Raw genomic sequence first — 16,927 nt, 5'->3', positions numbered from 1 at the left:
GGCGGGGGACGTGTCGTGGAGGGGCAGCCAGCTGCCGGCGCCGCGCTGCGAGCTCGCGGTGCCGCAGAGACAGCGGCAGCCGCCGCGGGCGGACGGCCCCGCCCGCATCGTGCGGGCGGGGCCACCGGGGGGTGTGGGCGCTCGCGGCCCGGGCGGTCAGCGGCGGGGCCGCAGCAGTTCGACGACCCCGCCGAGAGGGAGAGGGAATCAGGCCGTGGCCGGAGCCTCGGCGGTTCCGCGGGTGCTGGCCCGCTCCACGGCGGAGCCCTCCCGCACGCTGGCGGACTCCGGGGACTGCATCAGCGGCACGGCGCGGAACAGACGTCCCACGCCCTCGTACTCGGCGTCGATCGTGGGGAGCTGATCCCGACGGATCGGCATCAGAATGCCGTGCGCCCACTGGCCGTGGACCCACGCGACGGGCTTGCCCGAGTGGTTGGTGTCCGGGTCGAACGTGAGCACCTCACCGTCGCTGGTGTACCGCGCCGTCACGTCGGCCAGCGCCTTGACGTACTTCGGATTGACCGTGAACGTGCCCTCCTCGAGCGCGCCCCGCGGCTGGGTGTGCAGGCGGAACAGGGAAGCGATCTTCGGATACTCGTCCGCGTCCGCGTAGTTCTTCAGCGGCACCGTCTGCACCTGCCCGTTCGCCGCGTGGACGGTGAACGTGACGGTGTCCTTGTCGGCCGTCAGCTCCACCGTGCCGTCCTTCTTCGCGGCGCGGAGCACCGGGAGCAGAACCTTCAGGCCCGAGCGGTGCAGGCGCACCGGCGGCAGGCCCGCGCCGTGCGCGGGCGCCTCCAGGGCGTACTCGGTCAGCGTGCGGGCGAGCTGGTAGCGGTCCGTGCTGTAGGCGATCAGGCCCTGGTCGGTCACCTCCAGAGGGACCGTGGTCAGGCGAGCCCCGACCGGCTCGTCGGCGAGGCGGGCGGGGTAGGAAGCGACATCGAGACCGCGGAGCAGCTGGCGGGCGTTGAACGTGAGCATGAGAGCCTCCAAGGCTAGGGGTGCAGGGGGCCGGTTGCCTCCCGCTGAGTCAAACCATACACCCATTGTGGTGTGGACGCAATCGGTTGTGTGGTGGCGTGCTGGTGGTGTTATGGCATGGGCGGGGGTGGGGGGCTGCGCGGGGTGCCGGCCCCCGGCCCGGCCCGCCGGCCCCCTGGCCCGCCGCCCCTCGGGCCCCCTGGCTCGGTGTGGGGGCGTCTGAGGGCCGTTCGGGGTGCGGGTGGGCTTGTGGGGGTGTAGGGGTGGGAACGGGGCGCAGGCGGGCGCACAGCGGCCCGTGGTGCGCCCAGCTGACCCCCTCCCGTCCTCGGCCACCGTTCGGGAACCCTCCCGGCGGCGCGTCAGCGCCCGCCGTGCCTCACCTACCGTTGGGCACCCAACGCGCGGGGCACCCAACCGGCGCGCGGAGCGCGCCAGGCGAGCGGAGCGAGCCGGCCCCGCGCCAGCGGGGCGAGGGCCCGGCAGGGCCCGCCGGAGGCGGCCGCGTGAGCGGCCCGCCGGCGGGCCGCTCACGCGGCCGCCTCCGGCGGGCCCTGCCGGGCCCTCGCCCCGCTGGCGCGGGGCCGGCTCGCTCCGCTCGCCTGGCGCGCTCCGCGCGCCGGTTGGGTGCCCCGCGCGTTGGGTGCCCCCCGGTAGGTGGGGCACGGCGGGCGCTGACGCGCCGCCGGGAGGGTTCCCGAACGGTGGGCCGAGGACGGGAGGGGGTCAGCTGGGCGCACCACGGGCCGCTGTGCGCCCGCCTGCGCCCCGTTCTCACCCCTGCACCCCCACAAGCCCACCCGCACCCCGAACGGCCCTCAGACGCCCACACACCGGGCCAGGGGGCCGGGGACCGGGCGGGCCGGGGCCGGCGGGGCGGCGGAGGGGCCGGGCGGGCCGAGCGGGCGGCGCAGCCCCCACCCCCGCCCATGCCATAACACCGCCAGCACACCACCACACCCCCACCACAAGCAACACCACACAACCGATTGCGTCCACACCACAAAGCGTGTATGGTTTGACTCAGCGGGAGGCACCCGGCCCCCTGCACCCCTCAAGGAGGACACCGTGAAACGTGCTGGCACCCGTCGCCCCACCACCCGTGCCACCCTGACGGCCCGACTCGACCGCTGCGCGCTCATCGCCCGGCACGCCTTGTGCGTCGGCTCCGTCCTGATCTTCGTCGCCGCGTTCGGGGGGCTGGCACCGGTGTACGTGCCCGCGCTGTCCACGCCGGCCCTGATCGCCTTCGCCCTGTGGTGTGCGCTGGTGCTCGCCCTGATGCTCACCACCGCCGCGCGTGTCACCGCGCGCCTGGTGCTCGGCACAACACGTGCCGCGCGCTCGGCCTGGCGCGCTCCGGCCTCCGATCCTCGCTGATTCCGACTCCCTGCCCCGCCTCGCGGCGGGGCAGGGCCATGCCATACGTTCGCCATATCGCCGTCATACTCAACGTTGCAGTCCCGGCTTTTATTGTGTATGGTTTGACTCAGCAGGAGGCACCAGGCCCCCCGCACCCCTCTAGGAGGACACGATGGATGCTCTGACCGCCCGCACCCCGCTTGATCTGACCGACTACGCCGCCGCCGCCCTGCCGTCCACCCCCGCGGATTCCGTGGTGGCCATCGGCCTGAAGGGCTCGCGGCTGGGGCCGGTGATGCGCCTTGACGATGTCGCCGCCCCCGCCACCATGGCCGGAGTGATCGCCGCCAGCATGCGCCGCGCCAACTGCACGCGCGTCTTCCTGATCGGCTACGGCCCGGAGGACCGCGCCCTGCGCTGGCTCGAGCTGGAGTCCATCCTGACCGGCCACGGTCTGAGCGTGGAGGGGCTGATCCACGTGGACGGGCGCATGTGCACCAACCTGGGCACGGGCGAGGCCGTGGCCTACGCCCCGGGCACCTCCACGCTGGGCCTGCACCTGGCCCTGCTCGACGGTGCGCGGTCCGAGTACCCCACCGCCACCCCGAGCGAGTCGGACGCCCTGACGGAGGCCGTGGCGGCTCACGCGGCCACGCTGACGGACATGCACGCGGACGCTCCGGCGCTGATCGAGGGCATCAACCGCCTGCTGAAGGATCAGAACGACGCCGGGGCCGCCGCCGTCGTGCTGGCCACCCTGAACCACCGTGACCCGGAGTATCTGATCGCGGCGCTGGTGGCCTGCACGGCCCCGATCCGGCTGGAGGCGGTGGACTTCGCCCGGGGCGAGTTCCCGCACGGTCTGCGCTGGAAGGCGAGCGTGGAGGCCGAGACGGTGCTCAACGCCGCCGTGGCCCTCGGTCCGGGCCACGCCTGCGCCGGGGCGCTGGCGGTGCTGGCCTACGTGGCCTGGATCCGAGGCGCAGGAGCGGTGGCCGATGGCCGCCTGAACCTCGCCGAGCGATGCGCCCCGCACCACCCTCACGTGCGCGCCGTGCGCCGGATGACGCGGGCCACGCCCGTGGCCGTCGTGGCCACCGACCCGGCGTGGGCCTGGGGCAAGCACACGCGGGCCGCTGAGGGCCGCTGAGCGTGACCGGGGGCCAGCGCGTAACGCTGGCCCCCCGGCGCCCGTGGAGACGGTGCCCCGACGGTGCACGCCCGCCAGCGTAGCCCGGCCCACGCGTGGGCGGGCGCTGTATAAATCGCTGTTGACCGCTCGGCCCCGCGCGTGTATGGTTATACACGTAGCGGGGGGCATGAGGCCCCCGGCACCCCGAGCGGCCAGGAGGCCCGACATGGACACCGACCAGACCACCATCTGCACCTCCCAGAACGTGCACATCGGCCAGGAGGTGGTCATCGTCGACCGCATCCAGCTGGGCCACTGCATCAGCTACGCCGACGGGACCGTGACCGCGATCGACCCCAGCCGTGGGACCTACTCGGTGGCCCACAACGGCATGCGCGGGCGCACCGTCTACACCCTCTCCGACCAGTGGCACGGAGACGGCGGCCCCTACTGCATGCCCGCCGCCGAGGTGTACGGCGACTGAGCACGACGGGGGCGGCGCGCACGCGCCGCCCCGTCGTCGCCCCTGGCCGCAAGCGCGGGCGGGTCCCGCGCCCGCTGCCGCGTGGGGACGTGTCGCGGAGATGAGCTGCCGGCTGCATCGAGCTGCTGCCGGCTCCCGAGGACCGCGACACGTCCCCGCCCTTCCCTCGACACCACCACGGGCGCGCCGGCCCGCGCTCGCGGACGGTGTTGTGCACGCGCCGGTGTATGTGTATGGTTGAACACGTCGCAGGGGGCATGAGGCCCCCGGCACCCCGACGGCCAAGGAGGCCCCCATGTCCAAGCACATCTATTCCGCCGGCTCCCTGCGCGCAGCCCTGCGCGCCGGCTCCCTCGCCGCCCGCGTCTCCCCCAACCGCGGCCCCGTCCACCTGGAGGTGCTCCCGGAGAACGCCCTGCGCGTGATCAGCACCCACGAGGACGCCTACGCCTGCGCCTACGCCGACTCCGACCGCCCGGCCCCCGCCGCGCTCGCGGGCCTGCCGCCGGTGGTGCTGTGCGTCCTGGACGTCTCCCAGCTGATGCGCCACCTGGACGCGCTCCCCCTGCCCGAGACCCCGGTCAACGTCACCGCCACCGCCGACCGCGTCCACGTCGACGTCGTCGGCGGCCGCGAGCGCTGGACGTTCGCCAACCTCGCCGCCCCCGGCGTGCCCACTCCCGCCATCCCCCAGGCCCCCGGCCCCGGCGTCGAGCTGCCCGCCCTGCCCGCGACCCTGGGCCTGCCCGGGCTGCTGATGGACGTGCTGAGCGGCGGCGGCCGCCTCCACGGCACCCGCTACCTGCGCCAGCGGATCCACGGCGTGCCCAGCGCACTGGACCTGATCGGCTGGAGCATCGGCGCCTGGGCGCACGGACGCGCCTACGTCGCCCCGATGGACGGCTACGCTCCGGCCGCCCGCGAGGCCGCCGCCCTGGCCGACCGCGACAGCCTGGCCGCCCTGCCCGCCGCCTGACCGGCAGGCCGCGAGCGCGGGGGGCTCCCGCGCTCGCGGCATCCCGGGGACGTGTCGTGGAGATGAGCTGCCGGCTGCATCGAGCTGCTGCCGGCTCCCGGGGACCGCGCCACGTCCCCGCCCCCTCCGCGTCACGACCACGGGCGCGTGGACCTGCGCTCGCGGGTGGTGTTGTATTTTTGCCATTGTGTGTGTATGGTTGGACACGTAGCGGGGGGCATGAGGCCCCCGGCACCCCGACCAAGGAGGCACCTCCGATGCCTGAGCACCACCTTCTCGACCTCGACTCCCTGCCCTCCGCCTTCGAGCCCTGCCCGGAGTGCGGCGACGTGATGTGCCAGCCCGACCCGTGGGGCGAGGACTGCGACGACCGCGCCCGGCGCCGCCAGGCCGTGGCCACTCTGGAGGACCAGCGCCGCCAGGCCCACGCCCTCGCGGCCCCCGCCGCCGCCGCGCGCGCCCGCTACAAGCGCCTGGCCCGCCGCGACGAGCCGCACCCCGACCTGGTCCCGGCCCTGGAGGAGGCCATCCGGCTGAGCTGCCAGCGGCGGGACCTGCTGGAGCGCATCGCCACCGACTCCGAGGCCCTGGCCCGCGCGAACACCGCCCACCCCGGGCACGCCACCCTGGCCAGGAGGGCCGCCGACGACCGCGCCGCCGTGGAGGCCTGCCACGACGTGGACCGCCTGCGCCTGAGCCGCTGACCACCTCGCCAGCCCCCGGCGGCCGCGAGCGCGAGAGACCCCCGCGCTCGCGGCCGCCGGGGGACGTGTCGTGGAGATGAGCAGCCGGCTGCATCGAGCTGCTGCCGGCAGCCGAGGATCGCGGCACGTCACCGCCCTTCCCTCGACACCACCACGGGCGCGCCGGCCCGCGCTCGCGGATGGTGTTGTGCGCGCGCCGGTGTATGTGTATGGTTGGACACGTCGCGGGGGGCATGAGGCCCCCGGCACCCCTTCCAAGGAGGCTCCCGTGAGCATCGTCAAGAACCCCACCACCACGATCCGATCCCTGCGCCAGGCCCTCCACGCGGCCCTGGCCCCGCTGGGCTGGGCCAGCGACCACGCCCGCGTGAACGGGCGCGTCTGGTTCGAGCTGACCGAGGCCGGCTACCGCCTCACCGTCTCTCGGCCCCGGGAGTGGGCGCGCGCCTACGCTCCCTGCGAGCCGGTCACCCACGGGCAGGGCATGGCTCCGGTGGCCCTGTCCTTCCCGGACGCCCTGAACCTGAGCGAGGAGCTGCACTCGAACCGCCTGCCCGGCACCTACCCGGTGCACCTGGACACGCGCGCCGGATGCCTGTTCATGGAGGTGCAGGCCCCGGACAGCACCGGCCCCTTCTACCGCTCCCCCCACACCCGCGTCTATCGCACCGCCAGCCCCGCCGGGGCCAGCGCCCCCGAGGGCCCGTTCCCCCTGCCGCAGGCGGACCAGCTGATCCCCTCTCCGGTCCCCACGCACGCGGGCACCCTCGCGTCCCTGCTGGGCGCGCGCGCCCGCCTGAACTCCAGCCCCCGCCTCTACACCGTCCCCGGCCGGCCGACCCTGACGGACTGGAGCATCGGCGACTGGGCCCACGGGCGGCTCTACACGCCCCCGCGCCACCGCACCCGCCCGCGCGACCTGGCCGACGAGCACGCCGGACTCGCCGCCCGACACGACGCCGCCGTCCTCTACCTGCCCTGATCCCCACCGCACCCCCGGCCCGGCCGTGCGCCCCGCGCTCGCGGTCGGGCCAGGGCGGGGCGGGGACGTGTCGCGGAGATGAGCTGCCGGCTGCATCGAGCTGCCGGCGGCTGCCGTGGACCGCGACACGTCCCCGCCCTGACCGCGTCCCGGGCCCCCTGCCCCCCACCGCCCGCGTCGGGAGGGAGGACCCGTTCTCCCCCGAGCGGATCGACTCCGCTCTGGCGAGCCTGCCCGACGTCGACGGCGTCCCGGCCCTGAGCGTGCTGTGGCACGCCGGCCAGCAGGGCACCGCCGAGGACGTCGCCCATGCTCTGCTGGAGCGGCGCGCGGCCCTAGAGACCGAGCGGGCCCAGCAGTCCGCGGCCGCCCGCGCGGCCCGCGAGCAGGGGCAGCAGACGGCTCGCGCGCAGGCTCTCCACGACGCCCGCGACGCCGCCACCCGCTCCCACTGACCGCACACGCGCCGCGCTCGCGGATAGTGTTGTGCGCCGGCCGTTATATGTGTATGGTTGGACACGTCGCAGGGGGCACGAGGCCCCCCGCACCCCGAGGCCAAGGAGGCCCCCTGATGTCCCAGCTGCTCTACCGCCCCGCCACCCTCGCCCGCGCGCTCTACGTCGGTTCCCAGGCCGCCCGCGCGGCCGCCACGGACACGGACCCCGACGCCGGCGGCGTGGGCCTGGTCCTCCAGCCTGACGGCTCCCTGCGGATCTACTCCGCGGCAGGGGAGAGCTTCTCCCGCGCCTACGCCGACCCGGCCCCGCGCACGGACACCGGCGACGAGGCCCTGCTCGCAGTGCTCTCGCTCCACGGCACCCAGACCCTGCTGGCCCGCCTGGCCGAACTCGACGACACCTACGAGACCGTGGAGCTGCGCACCGACGCCGTCGGCATCTACCTGGTGCGCGACCTCTGGGTGATCTTCGCTTCCGCCAGCAACAAGGCCGACACGCTCTCCCCGGTGGACACGCTCGCCGTTCGTCCGCGCGACATGGCCGGCCCGGTGCCCCCGAGCACCCCGGACGGCGCCGTCCCCGGCCCCTTGTGGGGGCTCCACGCCGGCCTGTGCCTGGACCTGCTCACGGGCGGGCCGGCCATGGGCCCCGAGGACAGCCTCGACGCCTGGGCCGTCCGCGAGCGCGACGATCTGCTGGCCTGGCACCTGGGCGACTGGGCGCTGGGCCGCACGCACGCCGCCCACGTGAGCCCGCGCGGCTGACCGGCACCCGTCCCCGCCGGCCTCGCGCCGGCGGGGACGGGGGGGACGTGTCGCGGAGACGAGCTGCCGGCTCCATGGAGCTGCCGCCGGCCGCCGGGGACCGCGACACGTCCCCGCCCGCTCCGCGTCACCACCAGGGGCGCGCCGATCCGCGCTCGCGGATGATGTTGTGCAGGCGCCGTTGCATGTGTATGGTTGGACACGTCGCAGGGGGCATGAGGCCCCCAGCACCCCTTCCAAGGAGGAGCCCCATGGGCATCATCACCACCGCCGACCACCTGTACCGAGCCCTGGACCTGGCCGCCTGGCCCACCCGCCTGCCCGCCACCCACACCCCCGGCACCCCGACGCCCGCGGTGATCCTGCGCGCCCGCCAGCAGTGCCTGGAGCTGACCGGCTCCGATGGCACCCACACCTCCCGCGCCGGCGCCCGCGCCCTCGACGTCAGCACCGGCCCCCTCGAGTCTGGGGCCATGCTGCGCGCCGACCAGGCCCACCACCTCATCAAGACCCTGCGCGCCCTGCCCGAGCGCACCCTGCACCCGGTGGCCGTGGAGGCCGACGACGATCTGGTCTACCTCCACCTGGCCGACTCGACCCTGCGCCTACCCAACATCGCCGCCACCGTCCGCCCGCCCGTGGTGGACCCCGCGCTGATCGACCCGGACGTGCTGATCACCTGCCGATGCCTGGACACCCACGTCCCCGCCGGAGTCCTCGCCGAGCTGACCCGCACCGCCCACCGTCACCGCCGCCTCGGTCCCCTGCGCCTGCTCGCCGGCGGCCGCCCCGGCTACCTCGGATGGGACCTCAGCGGCTGGGCCCACGGCATGATGCGCCAGGACCCCGCCGAGGCCGTCAGCACCCACCAGCCCCCCTTCCATCTGCCCGAGTCCATCCTGAACCCCGCCCGCTGACCCCTGCCCGCCCGCGAGCGCGGGGCCCACCCTGGCCCCGCGCTCGCGGCACGCCGGGGACGTGTCGCGGAGATGCGGGGCCGGCTGCATCCGTGGCACAGCCGGCGGCTGATGCGATGCAGGGTGTTGCACATCCGACCGCGTATGTGTATGGTTAGACACATCAGCAGGGATCACCCGGATCCCCGCACCCCATAGAAGGGACAGCCATCATGGCCAATGCAATCCTGATCACCCCCACCGGCGACGTCACCGAGGAGCAGGTCAACGGCCTGGAGGACTTCCAGCAGCACGTCGGCGGCTACGTGGAGGCCCTGTCCTCCGACGATGGCGACCACACCATCTGGCTCAACGAGGAGGGCAAGATCGCCGGCCTGCCGGTCAACTCCAAGGGTCACCGGATCGTCCACGAGCTGACCATCCTCGCCCCGGACGACGTCATCGTCGGCCCGGTGCTGATCACCGGCGACCTGGCCGACGACGGGGAGACCTACCTGCCCCCCACCAAGGCTCTGCGCGAGCGGCTCGGCCTCGACGACTGAGCCCCGCGGGCGGGCGGGCCCCGCGGCCCGCCCGCCCCGGCCGCGCCGGGGCCACCCACGAATCCCACGCCCCTGTTGCGCGATCCCTCTTACGCGTGTATGGTTATACACATCAGCAGGGGTTATCCGGACCCCCGCACCCCTGACGAAAGGGACTCCGATGACCAAGGCCACGATGATCCACCCCGACGGCACCACCGCCGACGTCGAGCTCCACACCATCCCCGCTGACATCGACCGCCTGCTGGGCGCCACCGCTGAGGTCTACAACCCCGGCGACTACGACGGCATGGACGGCGACTGGTCGCTCTGGGCCGACGCCCGCCACAGTTCCTCCCGCCCGTTCAACTCCACGGCCACCGAGATGATCCACGACGCCGGCTTCGACGCCCGCGAGATCATCACCGGCCCCGTCCTGGTGATCCGCTGAGCCTCCCCCGCCCTCCCGCCACACCGGCGGGAGGGCGGGCAGGATGACCATCACGACCTCCACGCCCCCAGGAGACCCCATGCCCCTGAACGCCCTCTCCCGCATCCTGATCACCCCCCACGGCTCCGAGGAGTCCTTCGAGGGCACCGTCGGCGGCCTGATCCGCCACGTCCGCCACGCCGACCCGTCCGCGATCACCGCGCTGGAGCAGTCCCTGCACCGCGCCTGCCGCCTCCCCGACACCGGCGACGTCCGCGAGGCGAGCCTGGAGCACAACCTCGCGGTCCTCACCGCGGCCGACCTCGAGCGCTTGGAGCCCGGGGCCACCATCACCATCCTGGACGCCTGATCCGCCCCGCACCGAAGGAGACCCCCCTGATGCGCACCCGCCCCCTGATCCTGCTCCCCCTGGCCCTGGCCGGCCTCGCCCTCCAGGGGTGCACCGCCACACCTGCTCCTGCCCCGTCGACGAGCGCGAGCGCGGCCCCCACGGCAGCCGCGAGCAGCACCACGGCACCCACTGCGGCCGCCAGCTCGGCCACCCCCACGACACGTCCCTCCAGCTCGGCCCCCGCCAAGCCCGTGGACGTGCAGATCCGCATCCAGTGGATCCCCCGCGACGGCACCACCACCACGGCAGCCCGCGGCGGCGTGAACCTCTTCGTGGGCGGCACCGGCGCGGACACCCACACCAAAGAGACCATCCCCGCCGAGCCCGCCGGCACCACCCCCCTGACCCTGCGCACCCAGGCCAAGCCCGGTGAAAAGATCCAGGTGATCGCCAACGTCCCGCAGCTGCCCGCCGCCGGCGACCTGCACTGCGAGATCATCGCCGACGGCACCACCGCCCCCCTGGACGCCCAGACCGGCGACCCCAAGGGCATGCCCATGGTCCAGTGCGAGGCCACCGTCCCCGAGCCCACCAGCTGAGCATCCCGCGGACACCGCGACACGTCCCCGCAGCACCTCCACGACACCCGCAGCTGTCACGAGCACTGGATGGTGTCTAGGAAGGACCGGGACCAGCCCAGATCCCTACGACAGCTCAACCCAGGAGCCGTGAATGCCCCTGGGAGTCTGGCTCATCCCTGCGCGGGCGGAGCTTCCGACGGGCTCACCGACTTTGACGACGTGCCCGTGGGCTCATCCCTGCGTGCGCGGGGCTTCCACGATCGCGGAGCGTTTCGTGGAGAAGATGGGTGGCTCATCCCTGCGTGCGCGGGGCTTCCTCGGCAAGCAGCTCGTCCACAGCAGCAGCGTCGGGCTCATCCCTGCGTGCGCGGGGCTTCCTCTACCCTGCCGTCCTCGAACAGCGTCAGGACGGGCTCATCCCTGCGTGCGCGGGGCTTCCATGGCTCGCATGCTTGCTGACGGCAAGACCAAGGGCTCATCCCTGCGTGCGCGGGGCTTCCACCCTCAGTCAGTCAGTCAGTCCGTCAGTCAGGGGCTCATCCCTGCGTGCGCGGAGCTTCCACGGGCAAGCTGGCGATGGACTGGGAGTCCGCGGGCTCATCCCTGCGTGCGCGGGGCTTCCACTACCTGGCCAGGGCGGATGCTCCGCGCTCTGCGCTTTCCCCTTCGGTTGAGGGGGGTTGGGATGACCAGCCAGTTGCCCGGCTGGACATGCCCACACCCTGGGGTGCGGGCTTGACGCTTCCACGCCCCTGCCTCGCGGCCCCGCCAGATGGCGGGCCCGAGACAGCAGCTCCACGTCCGTTTCGACTCTCCCGACGGCCTCGGGCGAGCTCGACCCCTGCTCCACGCTCCTCCTGCACAGCCCACGCCCGGATGTTGATCGCGGCGTTCACGTCGCGGTCGATCACCAGGTGGCAGGCCTCGCACTCGAAGGTCCGCTCGGCCAGGGACAGCGTGGATTTGACTGTCCCGCAGCGCGAGCACGCCTTCGAGGAGGGCGCGAATCGGTCGATCATCTTCACCTGGGACCCTGCCCAGGAGGTCTTGTAGTCCAGCTGCCGGCGCAGCATCCCCAGCCCGGCATCCAGGATCGCCCGGTTCAACCCGGACTTGGCGGCCACGTTCCTACCCGGCGCCTCGAGCGTCCCGCGGGCCGAACGGGTCATCCCCGCCACGTTCAGGTCCTCCAGGGCGACCACCGCGAAGTCCGTCGCCAGTCTCGTGGACACCTGATGCAGCAGCCCCGCCCGACGTAGGGCGATCCCGTGCTGGAGTGCCGCGATCTGCCGGCGCACGCGCTCGCGGCGGTTCGAGCCGGGCTGGGTGCGGGCGTGGGCACGCTGGAGGCGGGTTAGGCGGGCGGCCTGGCGGGCACCGGGGCGGCCGTTGTCGATGACCTCGCCGGTGGAGAGGGCGGCCAGGTGCTTGACGCCCAGGTCCACGCCGACGGCGCCGTTGGCGCGCTGGCGACGGCTGGGCCCGGTCCGGATGGGGGTGGGGTCGGCAACGAGGATCGAGGCGTACCACCGTCCGCCGGCCTGGGAGATGGTCATGGACCGGATCTGGGCGCCGCGGCGGCAGGCGCGGACCAGGCGGCTGGTCTTGTCGTAGGTGCGGATGGTCCCCAGGGAGGCCAGGCGCAGGTGCCGGTGGTCGGTGATCACCCCGCGGCGGGGCTCGCCGCGCTTGTAGGGGGTGCCCGCGGCGCCGATGACCTCGGGGGCGGGGATGGTGAAGCTGTCCCGGGACCGGCCCTTCTTCTTGAACCGCGGCAGGCCGACGCGCGCGCCGGCGCGCGTGCCGGAGGCGGAGGCCATCCAGTTCTCGGTGGCCTTCGCGGCGTTCTGGAGGCCGGAGACCAGGACGCGGCGGGGCACGGTGTGCATCCAGGGCTCGGCGTATCGCTCGTCGGTCCATGCTTCGGCCGGGTCGGCGCCGGCGGCGATCGCGGCGGCAGCCTCGCGGTGGCGGCGGATCAGCGGGGTCAGGTGGGCCGTGGAGTACGACTGGTAGCTGGCCACGCGGAGGGTGGGGTCGGCGGCGCGCTCGGCCTTCATGCGCGCGGCCAGCTCGGGGCCGGCCAGCCCGGTCTCGGCCAGCTCGGTGCGACGGGCGGCACCGGCGGCCAGGGCGGCCCGGTTGTGGGCGGTGAGCATGTTGTAGGCGACGCGCGCGGCGCCGGCGTACTGGGCCAGCAGGGTGGCCTGGGCGGGGTTGGGGTCCAGGCGGTGCTTGAACGCGCGCAGCCTCGGGGCCAGGTCGGTACCCGTGGTAGTCGTCATCGCTCACACCTCCTCCTGCGCCAGCATCGTCCATCCGTTCAGGGGCATGGTCACCCACCCCCCGGACACGTTACGGCCTCGCTCACCCAGCCGGGCAGGAGGCCAACACCCTGCGCATCGCCGCGCGCTCGCGCTCGGTGACGCTCAGCCCCCACTTGGCCTTCACCACCACCTGGTGCTCCACGAGCTCACATCGGCCCGCAACGGTGTCCGGCAGCCAGTCCGCCGCGGTCGCATCCGACTTCGAGTTGTTCGCCGGCCCATCCACGGCCAGCAGATTCGCCGGGTCGTTGGCGAACGCCGTGCGCTGGGACTCGTCCCACGCCCACGCCCCGGAGGCCCAGGCATCGGCAAGGGAGACCGTGTGGTCGATCTGCACGGCCTGGGAGTCCTGGGAGGAGAAGGGGATCGTAGCGCCGCTGTAGGGGTCCACGAGCTGGCCGGAGAGCACCTTGCACCCCTGCGTGCCGGGCTTGATCTGCACCTGTGTCAGGTCGCGCCGCAGCACGTCGTTGCGGGTGTCACAGCCGTTGCGGTCCACGTCCGCCCAGCGCTGGCCGAACGCGTCTCGCGTGTAGGCGCTGGCCGGTGCCGCGGAGGTCAGGGCCAGCTGCTCGAGCTGGCCCCCGACCGGGCCGGCCGCCGGCGTCGGGGACGTGTCGCCGAGTGAGGGCAGCTCCACTCCGCTGGGCAGCGCCACCTTGGGAAGCTTCACCTCTGGCACCTGGACCCCCTGCACATGTCCACCCCCGACGGCGCCAGCCACACCCAGAGCGGCCACCACGGCGACGACGCTCGAGACCCATCGACGCACGCTCACGAGCCCGCCCCCTCACGCTCCTGCGGAGTGGGCACAGCCTCGATCACGGCGTGCAGCCCATGGCTCACCCGCAGCCGGCGCGCGGCCTCGGCGGTGGCCGCCCGGTGCAGCTCCACGGGAATCACCGCGATGCCATCACCCATGTCCGGCTCCTCCATCTCCGGCAACCACCTGTAGAAGGAACCGCGGGAAGCGTAGGTCAACATCAGCGCGGCACCGGCCTGCTCATGCACGCGCAAGGTCTCGGCGATCAGCTCCTCCACGAGGCGCTCGCGGTAGTCCTCCAGGCGGGTCATGGCCGAGTCGATCCAGGACCAGTCCCGCGGCGGGTTCTTGCCGAACTCCCAGCGGGTGATGCTCTTCTCCGCGACACCCAGGGTGTCGGCGAGGGCGTCGCGGGACAGACCGAGGGCCTCTCGGCGGCACTTCAGCTCGATAGCGTTCATGGCTCAGCCCTCCGCCTTCTGGTCGGCCGGCTCGTCCTGGTCGGTCACGCCGTACTCCTGACGCAGGGCCTCCTCCTCGAGGCGCAGGCGGGTGATGGCCTTCATCAGGGGCTCGCGACGGGTGTGCAGCTCGTTGTTGGCGGCGTCCTCCCAGCTGTCCAGGGTCCAGCCGGCGCCCTGGATCTTGCTGACCATGACGGCGTCGGGGGCGCGCAGGTCGTTCTTGATGCGGGTCCAGGTGGAGGGCGAGGTGAAGCCGGCTTGCCGAGCCATCTCGTTGACGGAGTAGTAGAAGGTGGTCATGGGGGTGCTCTCTCAATCTGGAGGCGACAGAATCACCTCACGTAGGTCTAGCGATACACGTCAAACCATACGCGTCACGCCATACACCCGCAACCCTTATCCACAACCCCCCCCCCGTCACCACTGCCCCTGCTACGGTTTGCACAGGTCGAACGTGAGCCCATCCCGTAGGGCCTGCGACTTAGAAGCCCTCCTGGCCATCCCCCCTCCGCGCCGGGAGGGCTTCGCTCTGCCTGGCACCCAGAAGGGACATCACGGCCGCGCGACCGCCTTATCCACGGTGAAGGACACCCGCGGATCGGAGGAGCCATGAGCATCGAGGTCGAGCACCTGGAGGCCGCCCTGGCCGAGGCCGTCGAGGTGGTGACCGACAGCGAGCGCGCGCATGCGAGCACCGCAGCCTGTCATTGGTGGCGCTGCTGCCAGGTGCTGCGTCGTTTCATCGACGTCCCGGACGCCTTCCCGCCGGCGGCGCTGGTCGCCTAGACTGGACCCCAGAAGCGCCCCGCTTTCCCGTTGATCTGACAGTCGCAGGAACCTCGCGGGGCGCTTTCGCGCGTCCAGAGCTTGTTGCCCTCCACTTGCCAGCCCACCTAGTATGTTGACGTCAGATCAACGTAAGGGTGGAGGTGTCCCTGATGATCCAGGTGTCCTGGCAAGGGCGGATGACCACGTCCCTGCCGACCACAGATTCCGAGGTGGCCCGCTGGGTCGCCCACGACCGCCCCGAGATGGTGCGCGCCCAGACCGCCGACGGCACCGCCTACCGGCCCGACGCCGCTCAGGTCCTCGCGTTCATGCAAGCCCAGGCCCACCTGGCCCAGATGCTGCGCTTCCAGTACGCCGCCGCCCACGGGCTGGTGCCCGCGCACGCAGGCGCCGTGCTGACACGCCCTAGGACTACTTTCCCCATGACCCGAGCGCATCCGCCAGCTGGTCTTCGACCGATCGAAGGTCGGTATCGAGAGTTTCCCACGTGAAGCTCGGTGCCACGGCTTCAATGATCCCGAACATGGGCTTGTTGAAGTCGGGGATAATGGACGGATCGTCCATCTGATAATGGACACTCCGGTTTCTGACCATCTTGCCGTCACGCGAGCAGAGCCGCTTCGCGGCCGGATCTGCGAGGATCCCGCGAATACTTCGGGTACCGGCCGTATCGAGGCCAGGATGCCTGTCGAGAATGCGGCGCAGTGCCTTGAGAGAGTGATAGGTCGTGACGATGCGCGCACGCAAACAGGGCCCCTCATGGCCGGGCTGAGTGCGAGGAAGGTAGAGGCGGTTGGTGTTGAAATCTGCTTCAATCATTAAGAGAAGTAGTTTCTCGGCATCGTCGAAGTCAGGCTCATATCGGTTCTTCAGATAGCGACTCGCGAGCCTGTCCTTGTACTTGATGTGTGCGTCCAGCGCAAGTGTGGGCCGCATTTCCCAAGCATCCGGGGCGGCCGCGGCAAGCACCGCGAGTGTGGAGCCCCATTCGGGCGTAACCGCGTGGAGATCCTCTCCTGCCACGCGTTCCAGCTCCCCTGGGTCAAGGGCAAGCCGGTAGGCCATCGGGGTCGATGCACCGACGACACTGCGCTCGATCATGTAAAGGCCGAGGTCGGTCTCCGCCCACCGAACCCAGGGGTGCGCTTTCCCCGTGAGCGCCCTGTGCGAGACTGCTTTCGCTTCTTGCATTTCTGCAAGAACCTGGTCGTAGGACCTGTTCGTGTCGTCCAGCAGCTTCGACATATGCCGCACCCGTGACGTGACCGCCCCGTACTCGTGCTGCAACATGCTCGCGAGTTGCGGCCACCCGACCTCGGGTTTCGCTGACTGGAGGGCTTGACTTCCCTCATAAACGATTCGGACGAAATGGTGCCCGAGCAATAAGGCAGGGTAGGCCTGCGATTGCTCGTCTGCTGCGGCAGAGAGAACAATGTCCCCCACCCAGCGGGCATCCTCGGCCAGAAGCAACCGCGCAGCCCAGCCACGCGCCTCGCCTGGTGTGAGACCGGTCATCAATCCACCCTTTCGAAATCACCCCATCGCCGCGGGTGCAGGGCGCAGGGTGCGCCTCTCCGCACCCACGGCCCCCAACGGTGCTAACAAGTCAAAGACGAGTGTCTCGAACATCGCCTATTCAGTCGTCGGGTCTGCCGTGAGGGCGCTTGACCCCAGATCTTGGACACGCTGATTCCAGCACGTTGCTGGGGAAGCGAGAATCCAAGGGATGGCTAGGAAGAACTACACGATCGAGGGTCAAGGCCCCCCGGGGCGATTCACTGCGCCGTTCAATCAACGGACCGACGACGCCGCCTCTCCCACGCGATCGTGGCGCCAGCCAAGTCGGCAAACCACAGCATGATCACCCCGACCCCGGCCATGGAACCCCACATCATCTCGTTGAGGCCGGGTCCGCTCCAGGCGGCTCCCTGTCC

General features: G+C 72.2%; 20 protein-coding genes and 1 CRISPR repeat array. Of the genes, 14 read left to right on the top strand and 6 right to left on the bottom strand.

Annotated features, from left to right (window positions below; translation table 11 throughout):
- Positions 1-207: 207 nt before the first annotated feature.
- On the bottom strand, positions 208-987 hold the full coding sequence (locus AC3RJ9_RS11480; RefSeq protein WP_061873154.1) for a hypothetical protein: 780 nt from the start codon (positions 985-987) through the stop codon (positions 208-210).
- A gap of 1,068 nt (positions 988-2,055) precedes the next feature.
- Between AC3RJ9_RS11480 and AC3RJ9_RS11475 the strand changes: the two genes are divergently transcribed.
- From AC3RJ9_RS11475 to AC3RJ9_RS11415, 13 genes are all read left to right on the top strand, one after another.
- Positions 2,056-2,367, top strand: coding sequence for a hypothetical protein (locus AC3RJ9_RS11475; RefSeq protein WP_069941840.1), 312 nt, complete (start codon positions 2,056-2,058; stop codon positions 2,365-2,367).
- A gap of 154 nt (positions 2,368-2,521) precedes the next feature.
- Entirely contained in the window at positions 2,522-3,499 is a 978-nt protein-coding gene (locus tag AC3RJ9_RS11470; protein ID WP_069941839.1) for a DUF4192 family protein, read from the top strand.
- Between the two features lie 208 nt (positions 3,500-3,707).
- A complete protein-coding gene (locus AC3RJ9_RS11465; RefSeq protein WP_069941838.1) occupies positions 3,708-3,965 on the top strand; it encodes a hypothetical protein in 258 nt (85 codons plus the stop codon).
- Between the two features lie 295 nt (positions 3,966-4,260).
- Positions 4,261-4,941: a hypothetical protein gene (locus AC3RJ9_RS11460; protein ID WP_069941837.1), complete on the top strand. Its 681-nt coding sequence runs from the start codon at positions 4,261-4,263 to the stop codon at positions 4,939-4,941.
- A gap of 257 nt (positions 4,942-5,198) precedes the next feature.
- The gene (locus tag AC3RJ9_RS11455; RefSeq protein ID WP_069941836.1) at positions 5,199-5,645 is read left to right on the top strand and encodes a hypothetical protein; all 447 of its coding nucleotides are present in this window, start codon (positions 5,199-5,201) and stop codon (positions 5,643-5,645) included.
- 268 nt (positions 5,646-5,913) lie between these two features.
- On the top strand, positions 5,914-6,627 hold the full coding sequence (locus AC3RJ9_RS11450) for a hypothetical protein (protein ID WP_069941835.1): 714 nt from the start codon (positions 5,914-5,916) through the stop codon (positions 6,625-6,627).
- Positions 6,628-6,890: 263 nt separating this feature from the next.
- Positions 6,891-7,082: a hypothetical protein gene (locus AC3RJ9_RS11445; protein ID WP_049161172.1), complete on the top strand. Its 192-nt coding sequence runs from the start codon at positions 6,891-6,893 to the stop codon at positions 7,080-7,082.
- A 116-nt stretch (positions 7,083-7,198) separates the two neighbouring features.
- Complete coding sequence (locus AC3RJ9_RS11440) at positions 7,199-7,849, top strand: hypothetical protein (RefSeq protein WP_069941834.1); 651 nt, start codon at positions 7,199-7,201, stop codon at positions 7,847-7,849.
- 251 nt (positions 7,850-8,100) lie between these two features.
- Entirely contained in the window at positions 8,101-8,766 is a 666-nt protein-coding gene (locus tag AC3RJ9_RS11435; protein WP_069941833.1) for a hypothetical protein, read from the top strand.
- A 212-nt stretch (positions 8,767-8,978) separates the two neighbouring features.
- Positions 8,979-9,308 (top strand): DUF3846 domain-containing protein, encoded by a 330-nt coding sequence (locus AC3RJ9_RS11430; RefSeq protein ID WP_031943816.1) that lies wholly within the window; start codon positions 8,979-8,981, stop codon positions 9,306-9,308.
- A gap of 160 nt (positions 9,309-9,468) precedes the next feature.
- On the top strand, positions 9,469-9,738 hold the full coding sequence (locus AC3RJ9_RS11425; RefSeq protein ID WP_069941832.1) for a hypothetical protein: 270 nt from the start codon (positions 9,469-9,471) through the stop codon (positions 9,736-9,738).
- A 79-nt stretch (positions 9,739-9,817) separates the two neighbouring features.
- Positions 9,818-10,087: a hypothetical protein gene (locus AC3RJ9_RS11420; RefSeq protein WP_069941831.1), complete on the top strand. Its 270-nt coding sequence runs from the start codon at positions 9,818-9,820 to the stop codon at positions 10,085-10,087.
- A 29-nt stretch (positions 10,088-10,116) separates the two neighbouring features.
- Positions 10,117-10,668 (top strand): hypothetical protein, encoded by a 552-nt coding sequence (locus AC3RJ9_RS11415; RefSeq protein WP_069941830.1) that lies wholly within the window; start codon positions 10,117-10,119, stop codon positions 10,666-10,668.
- Between the two features lie 149 nt (positions 10,669-10,817).
- Positions 10,818-11,272: direct repeats of the CRISPR family, unit length 28 nt; unit sequence GGCTCATCCCTGCGTGCGCGGGGCTTCC.
- Position 11,273: 1 nt separating this feature from the next.
- Here the strand turns inward: AC3RJ9_RS11415 and AC3RJ9_RS11410 are convergent.
- The 4 genes from AC3RJ9_RS11410 to AC3RJ9_RS11395 all read right to left on the bottom strand — a co-directional run bounded on the left by AC3RJ9_RS11410 (position 11,274) and on the right by AC3RJ9_RS11395 (position 14,504).
- Positions 11,274-12,935, bottom strand: a complete 1,662-nt coding sequence (locus tag AC3RJ9_RS11410; protein WP_069941829.1) for an RNA-guided endonuclease InsQ/TnpB family protein — start codon at positions 12,933-12,935, stop codon at positions 11,274-11,276.
- Positions 12,936-13,017: 82 nt separating this feature from the next.
- The gene (locus tag AC3RJ9_RS11405) at positions 13,018-13,650 is read right to left on the bottom strand and encodes an HNH endonuclease family protein (protein ID WP_240335751.1); all 633 of its coding nucleotides are present in this window, start codon (positions 13,648-13,650) and stop codon (positions 13,018-13,020) included.
- Positions 13,651-13,751: 101 nt separating this feature from the next.
- Entirely contained in the window at positions 13,752-14,201 is a 450-nt protein-coding gene (locus AC3RJ9_RS11400; protein ID WP_069941827.1) for a helix-turn-helix domain-containing protein, read from the bottom strand.
- 3 nt (positions 14,202-14,204) lie between these two features.
- A complete protein-coding gene (locus AC3RJ9_RS11395) occupies positions 14,205-14,504 on the bottom strand; it encodes a hypothetical protein (protein WP_031943823.1) in 300 nt (99 codons plus the stop codon).
- A gap of 309 nt (positions 14,505-14,813) precedes the next feature.
- Here AC3RJ9_RS11395 and AC3RJ9_RS11390 point away from each other — a divergent pair, with 309 nt between their 5' ends.
- Positions 14,814-14,990 carry a hypothetical protein gene (locus AC3RJ9_RS11390; RefSeq protein ID WP_031943824.1) on the top strand — a complete coding sequence of 59 codons (177 nt, stop codon included), beginning with the start codon at positions 14,814-14,816 and terminating at the stop codon, positions 14,988-14,990.
- Positions 14,991-15,404: 414 nt separating this feature from the next.
- Here AC3RJ9_RS11390 and AC3RJ9_RS11385 read toward each other — a convergent pair whose 3' ends face one another.
- Complete coding sequence (locus AC3RJ9_RS11385) at positions 15,405-16,508, bottom strand: hypothetical protein (protein ID WP_126860896.1); 1,104 nt, start codon at positions 16,506-16,508, stop codon at positions 15,405-15,407.
- Positions 16,509-16,927: the final 419 nt, after the last annotated feature.

The sequence above is a fragment of the Micrococcus sp. 63XJN7_6_ISO-PGPR-S23-444 genome (assembly GCF_058072765.1).
This window is presented reverse-complemented; position numbering and strand designations above follow the sequence as displayed.

Bases quoted from the DNA above. Each gene is read 5' to 3' on its own strand.
- AC3RJ9_RS11480 (WP_061873154.1), bottom strand. From the start codon at position 987: ATGCTCACGTTCAACGCCCGCCAGCTGCTCCGCGGTCTCGATGTCGCT.
- AC3RJ9_RS11470 (WP_069941839.1), top strand. From the start codon at position 2,522: ATGGATGCTCTGACCGCCCGCACCCCGCTTGATCTGACCGACTACGCC.
- AC3RJ9_RS11465 (WP_069941838.1), top strand. From the start codon at position 3,708: ATGGACACCGACCAGACCACCATCTGCACCTCCCAGAACGTGCACATC.
- AC3RJ9_RS11460 (WP_069941837.1), top strand. From the start codon at position 4,261: ATGTCCAAGCACATCTATTCCGCCGGCTCCCTGCGCGCAGCCCTGCGC.
- AC3RJ9_RS11455 (WP_069941836.1), top strand. From the start codon at position 5,199: ATGCCTGAGCACCACCTTCTCGACCTCGACTCCCTGCCCTCCGCCTTC.
- AC3RJ9_RS11440 (WP_069941834.1), top strand. From the start codon at position 7,199: ATGTCCCAGCTGCTCTACCGCCCCGCCACCCTCGCCCGCGCGCTCTAC.
- AC3RJ9_RS11435 (WP_069941833.1), top strand. From the start codon at position 8,101: ATGGGCATCATCACCACCGCCGACCACCTGTACCGAGCCCTGGACCTG.
- AC3RJ9_RS11430 (WP_031943816.1), top strand. From the start codon at position 8,979: ATGGCCAATGCAATCCTGATCACCCCCACCGGCGACGTCACCGAGGAG.
- AC3RJ9_RS11425 (WP_069941832.1), top strand. From the start codon at position 9,469: ATGACCAAGGCCACGATGATCCACCCCGACGGCACCACCGCCGACGTC.
- AC3RJ9_RS11420 (WP_069941831.1), top strand. From the start codon at position 9,818: ATGCCCCTGAACGCCCTCTCCCGCATCCTGATCACCCCCCACGGCTCC.
- AC3RJ9_RS11415 (WP_069941830.1), top strand. From the start codon at position 10,117: ATGCGCACCCGCCCCCTGATCCTGCTCCCCCTGGCCCTGGCCGGCCTC.
- AC3RJ9_RS11410 (WP_069941829.1), bottom strand. From the start codon at position 12,935: ATGACGACTACCACGGGTACCGACCTGGCCCCGAGGCTGCGCGCGTTC.
- AC3RJ9_RS11400 (WP_069941827.1), bottom strand. From the start codon at position 14,201: ATGAACGCTATCGAGCTGAAGTGCCGCCGAGAGGCCCTCGGTCTGTCC.
- AC3RJ9_RS11395 (WP_031943823.1), bottom strand. From the start codon at position 14,504: ATGACCACCTTCTACTACTCCGTCAACGAGATGGCTCGGCAAGCCGGC.
- AC3RJ9_RS11390 (WP_031943824.1), top strand. From the start codon at position 14,814: ATGAGCATCGAGGTCGAGCACCTGGAGGCCGCCCTGGCCGAGGCCGTC.
- AC3RJ9_RS11385 (WP_126860896.1), bottom strand. From the start codon at position 16,508: ATGACCGGTCTCACACCAGGCGAGGCGCGTGGCTGGGCTGCGCGGTTG.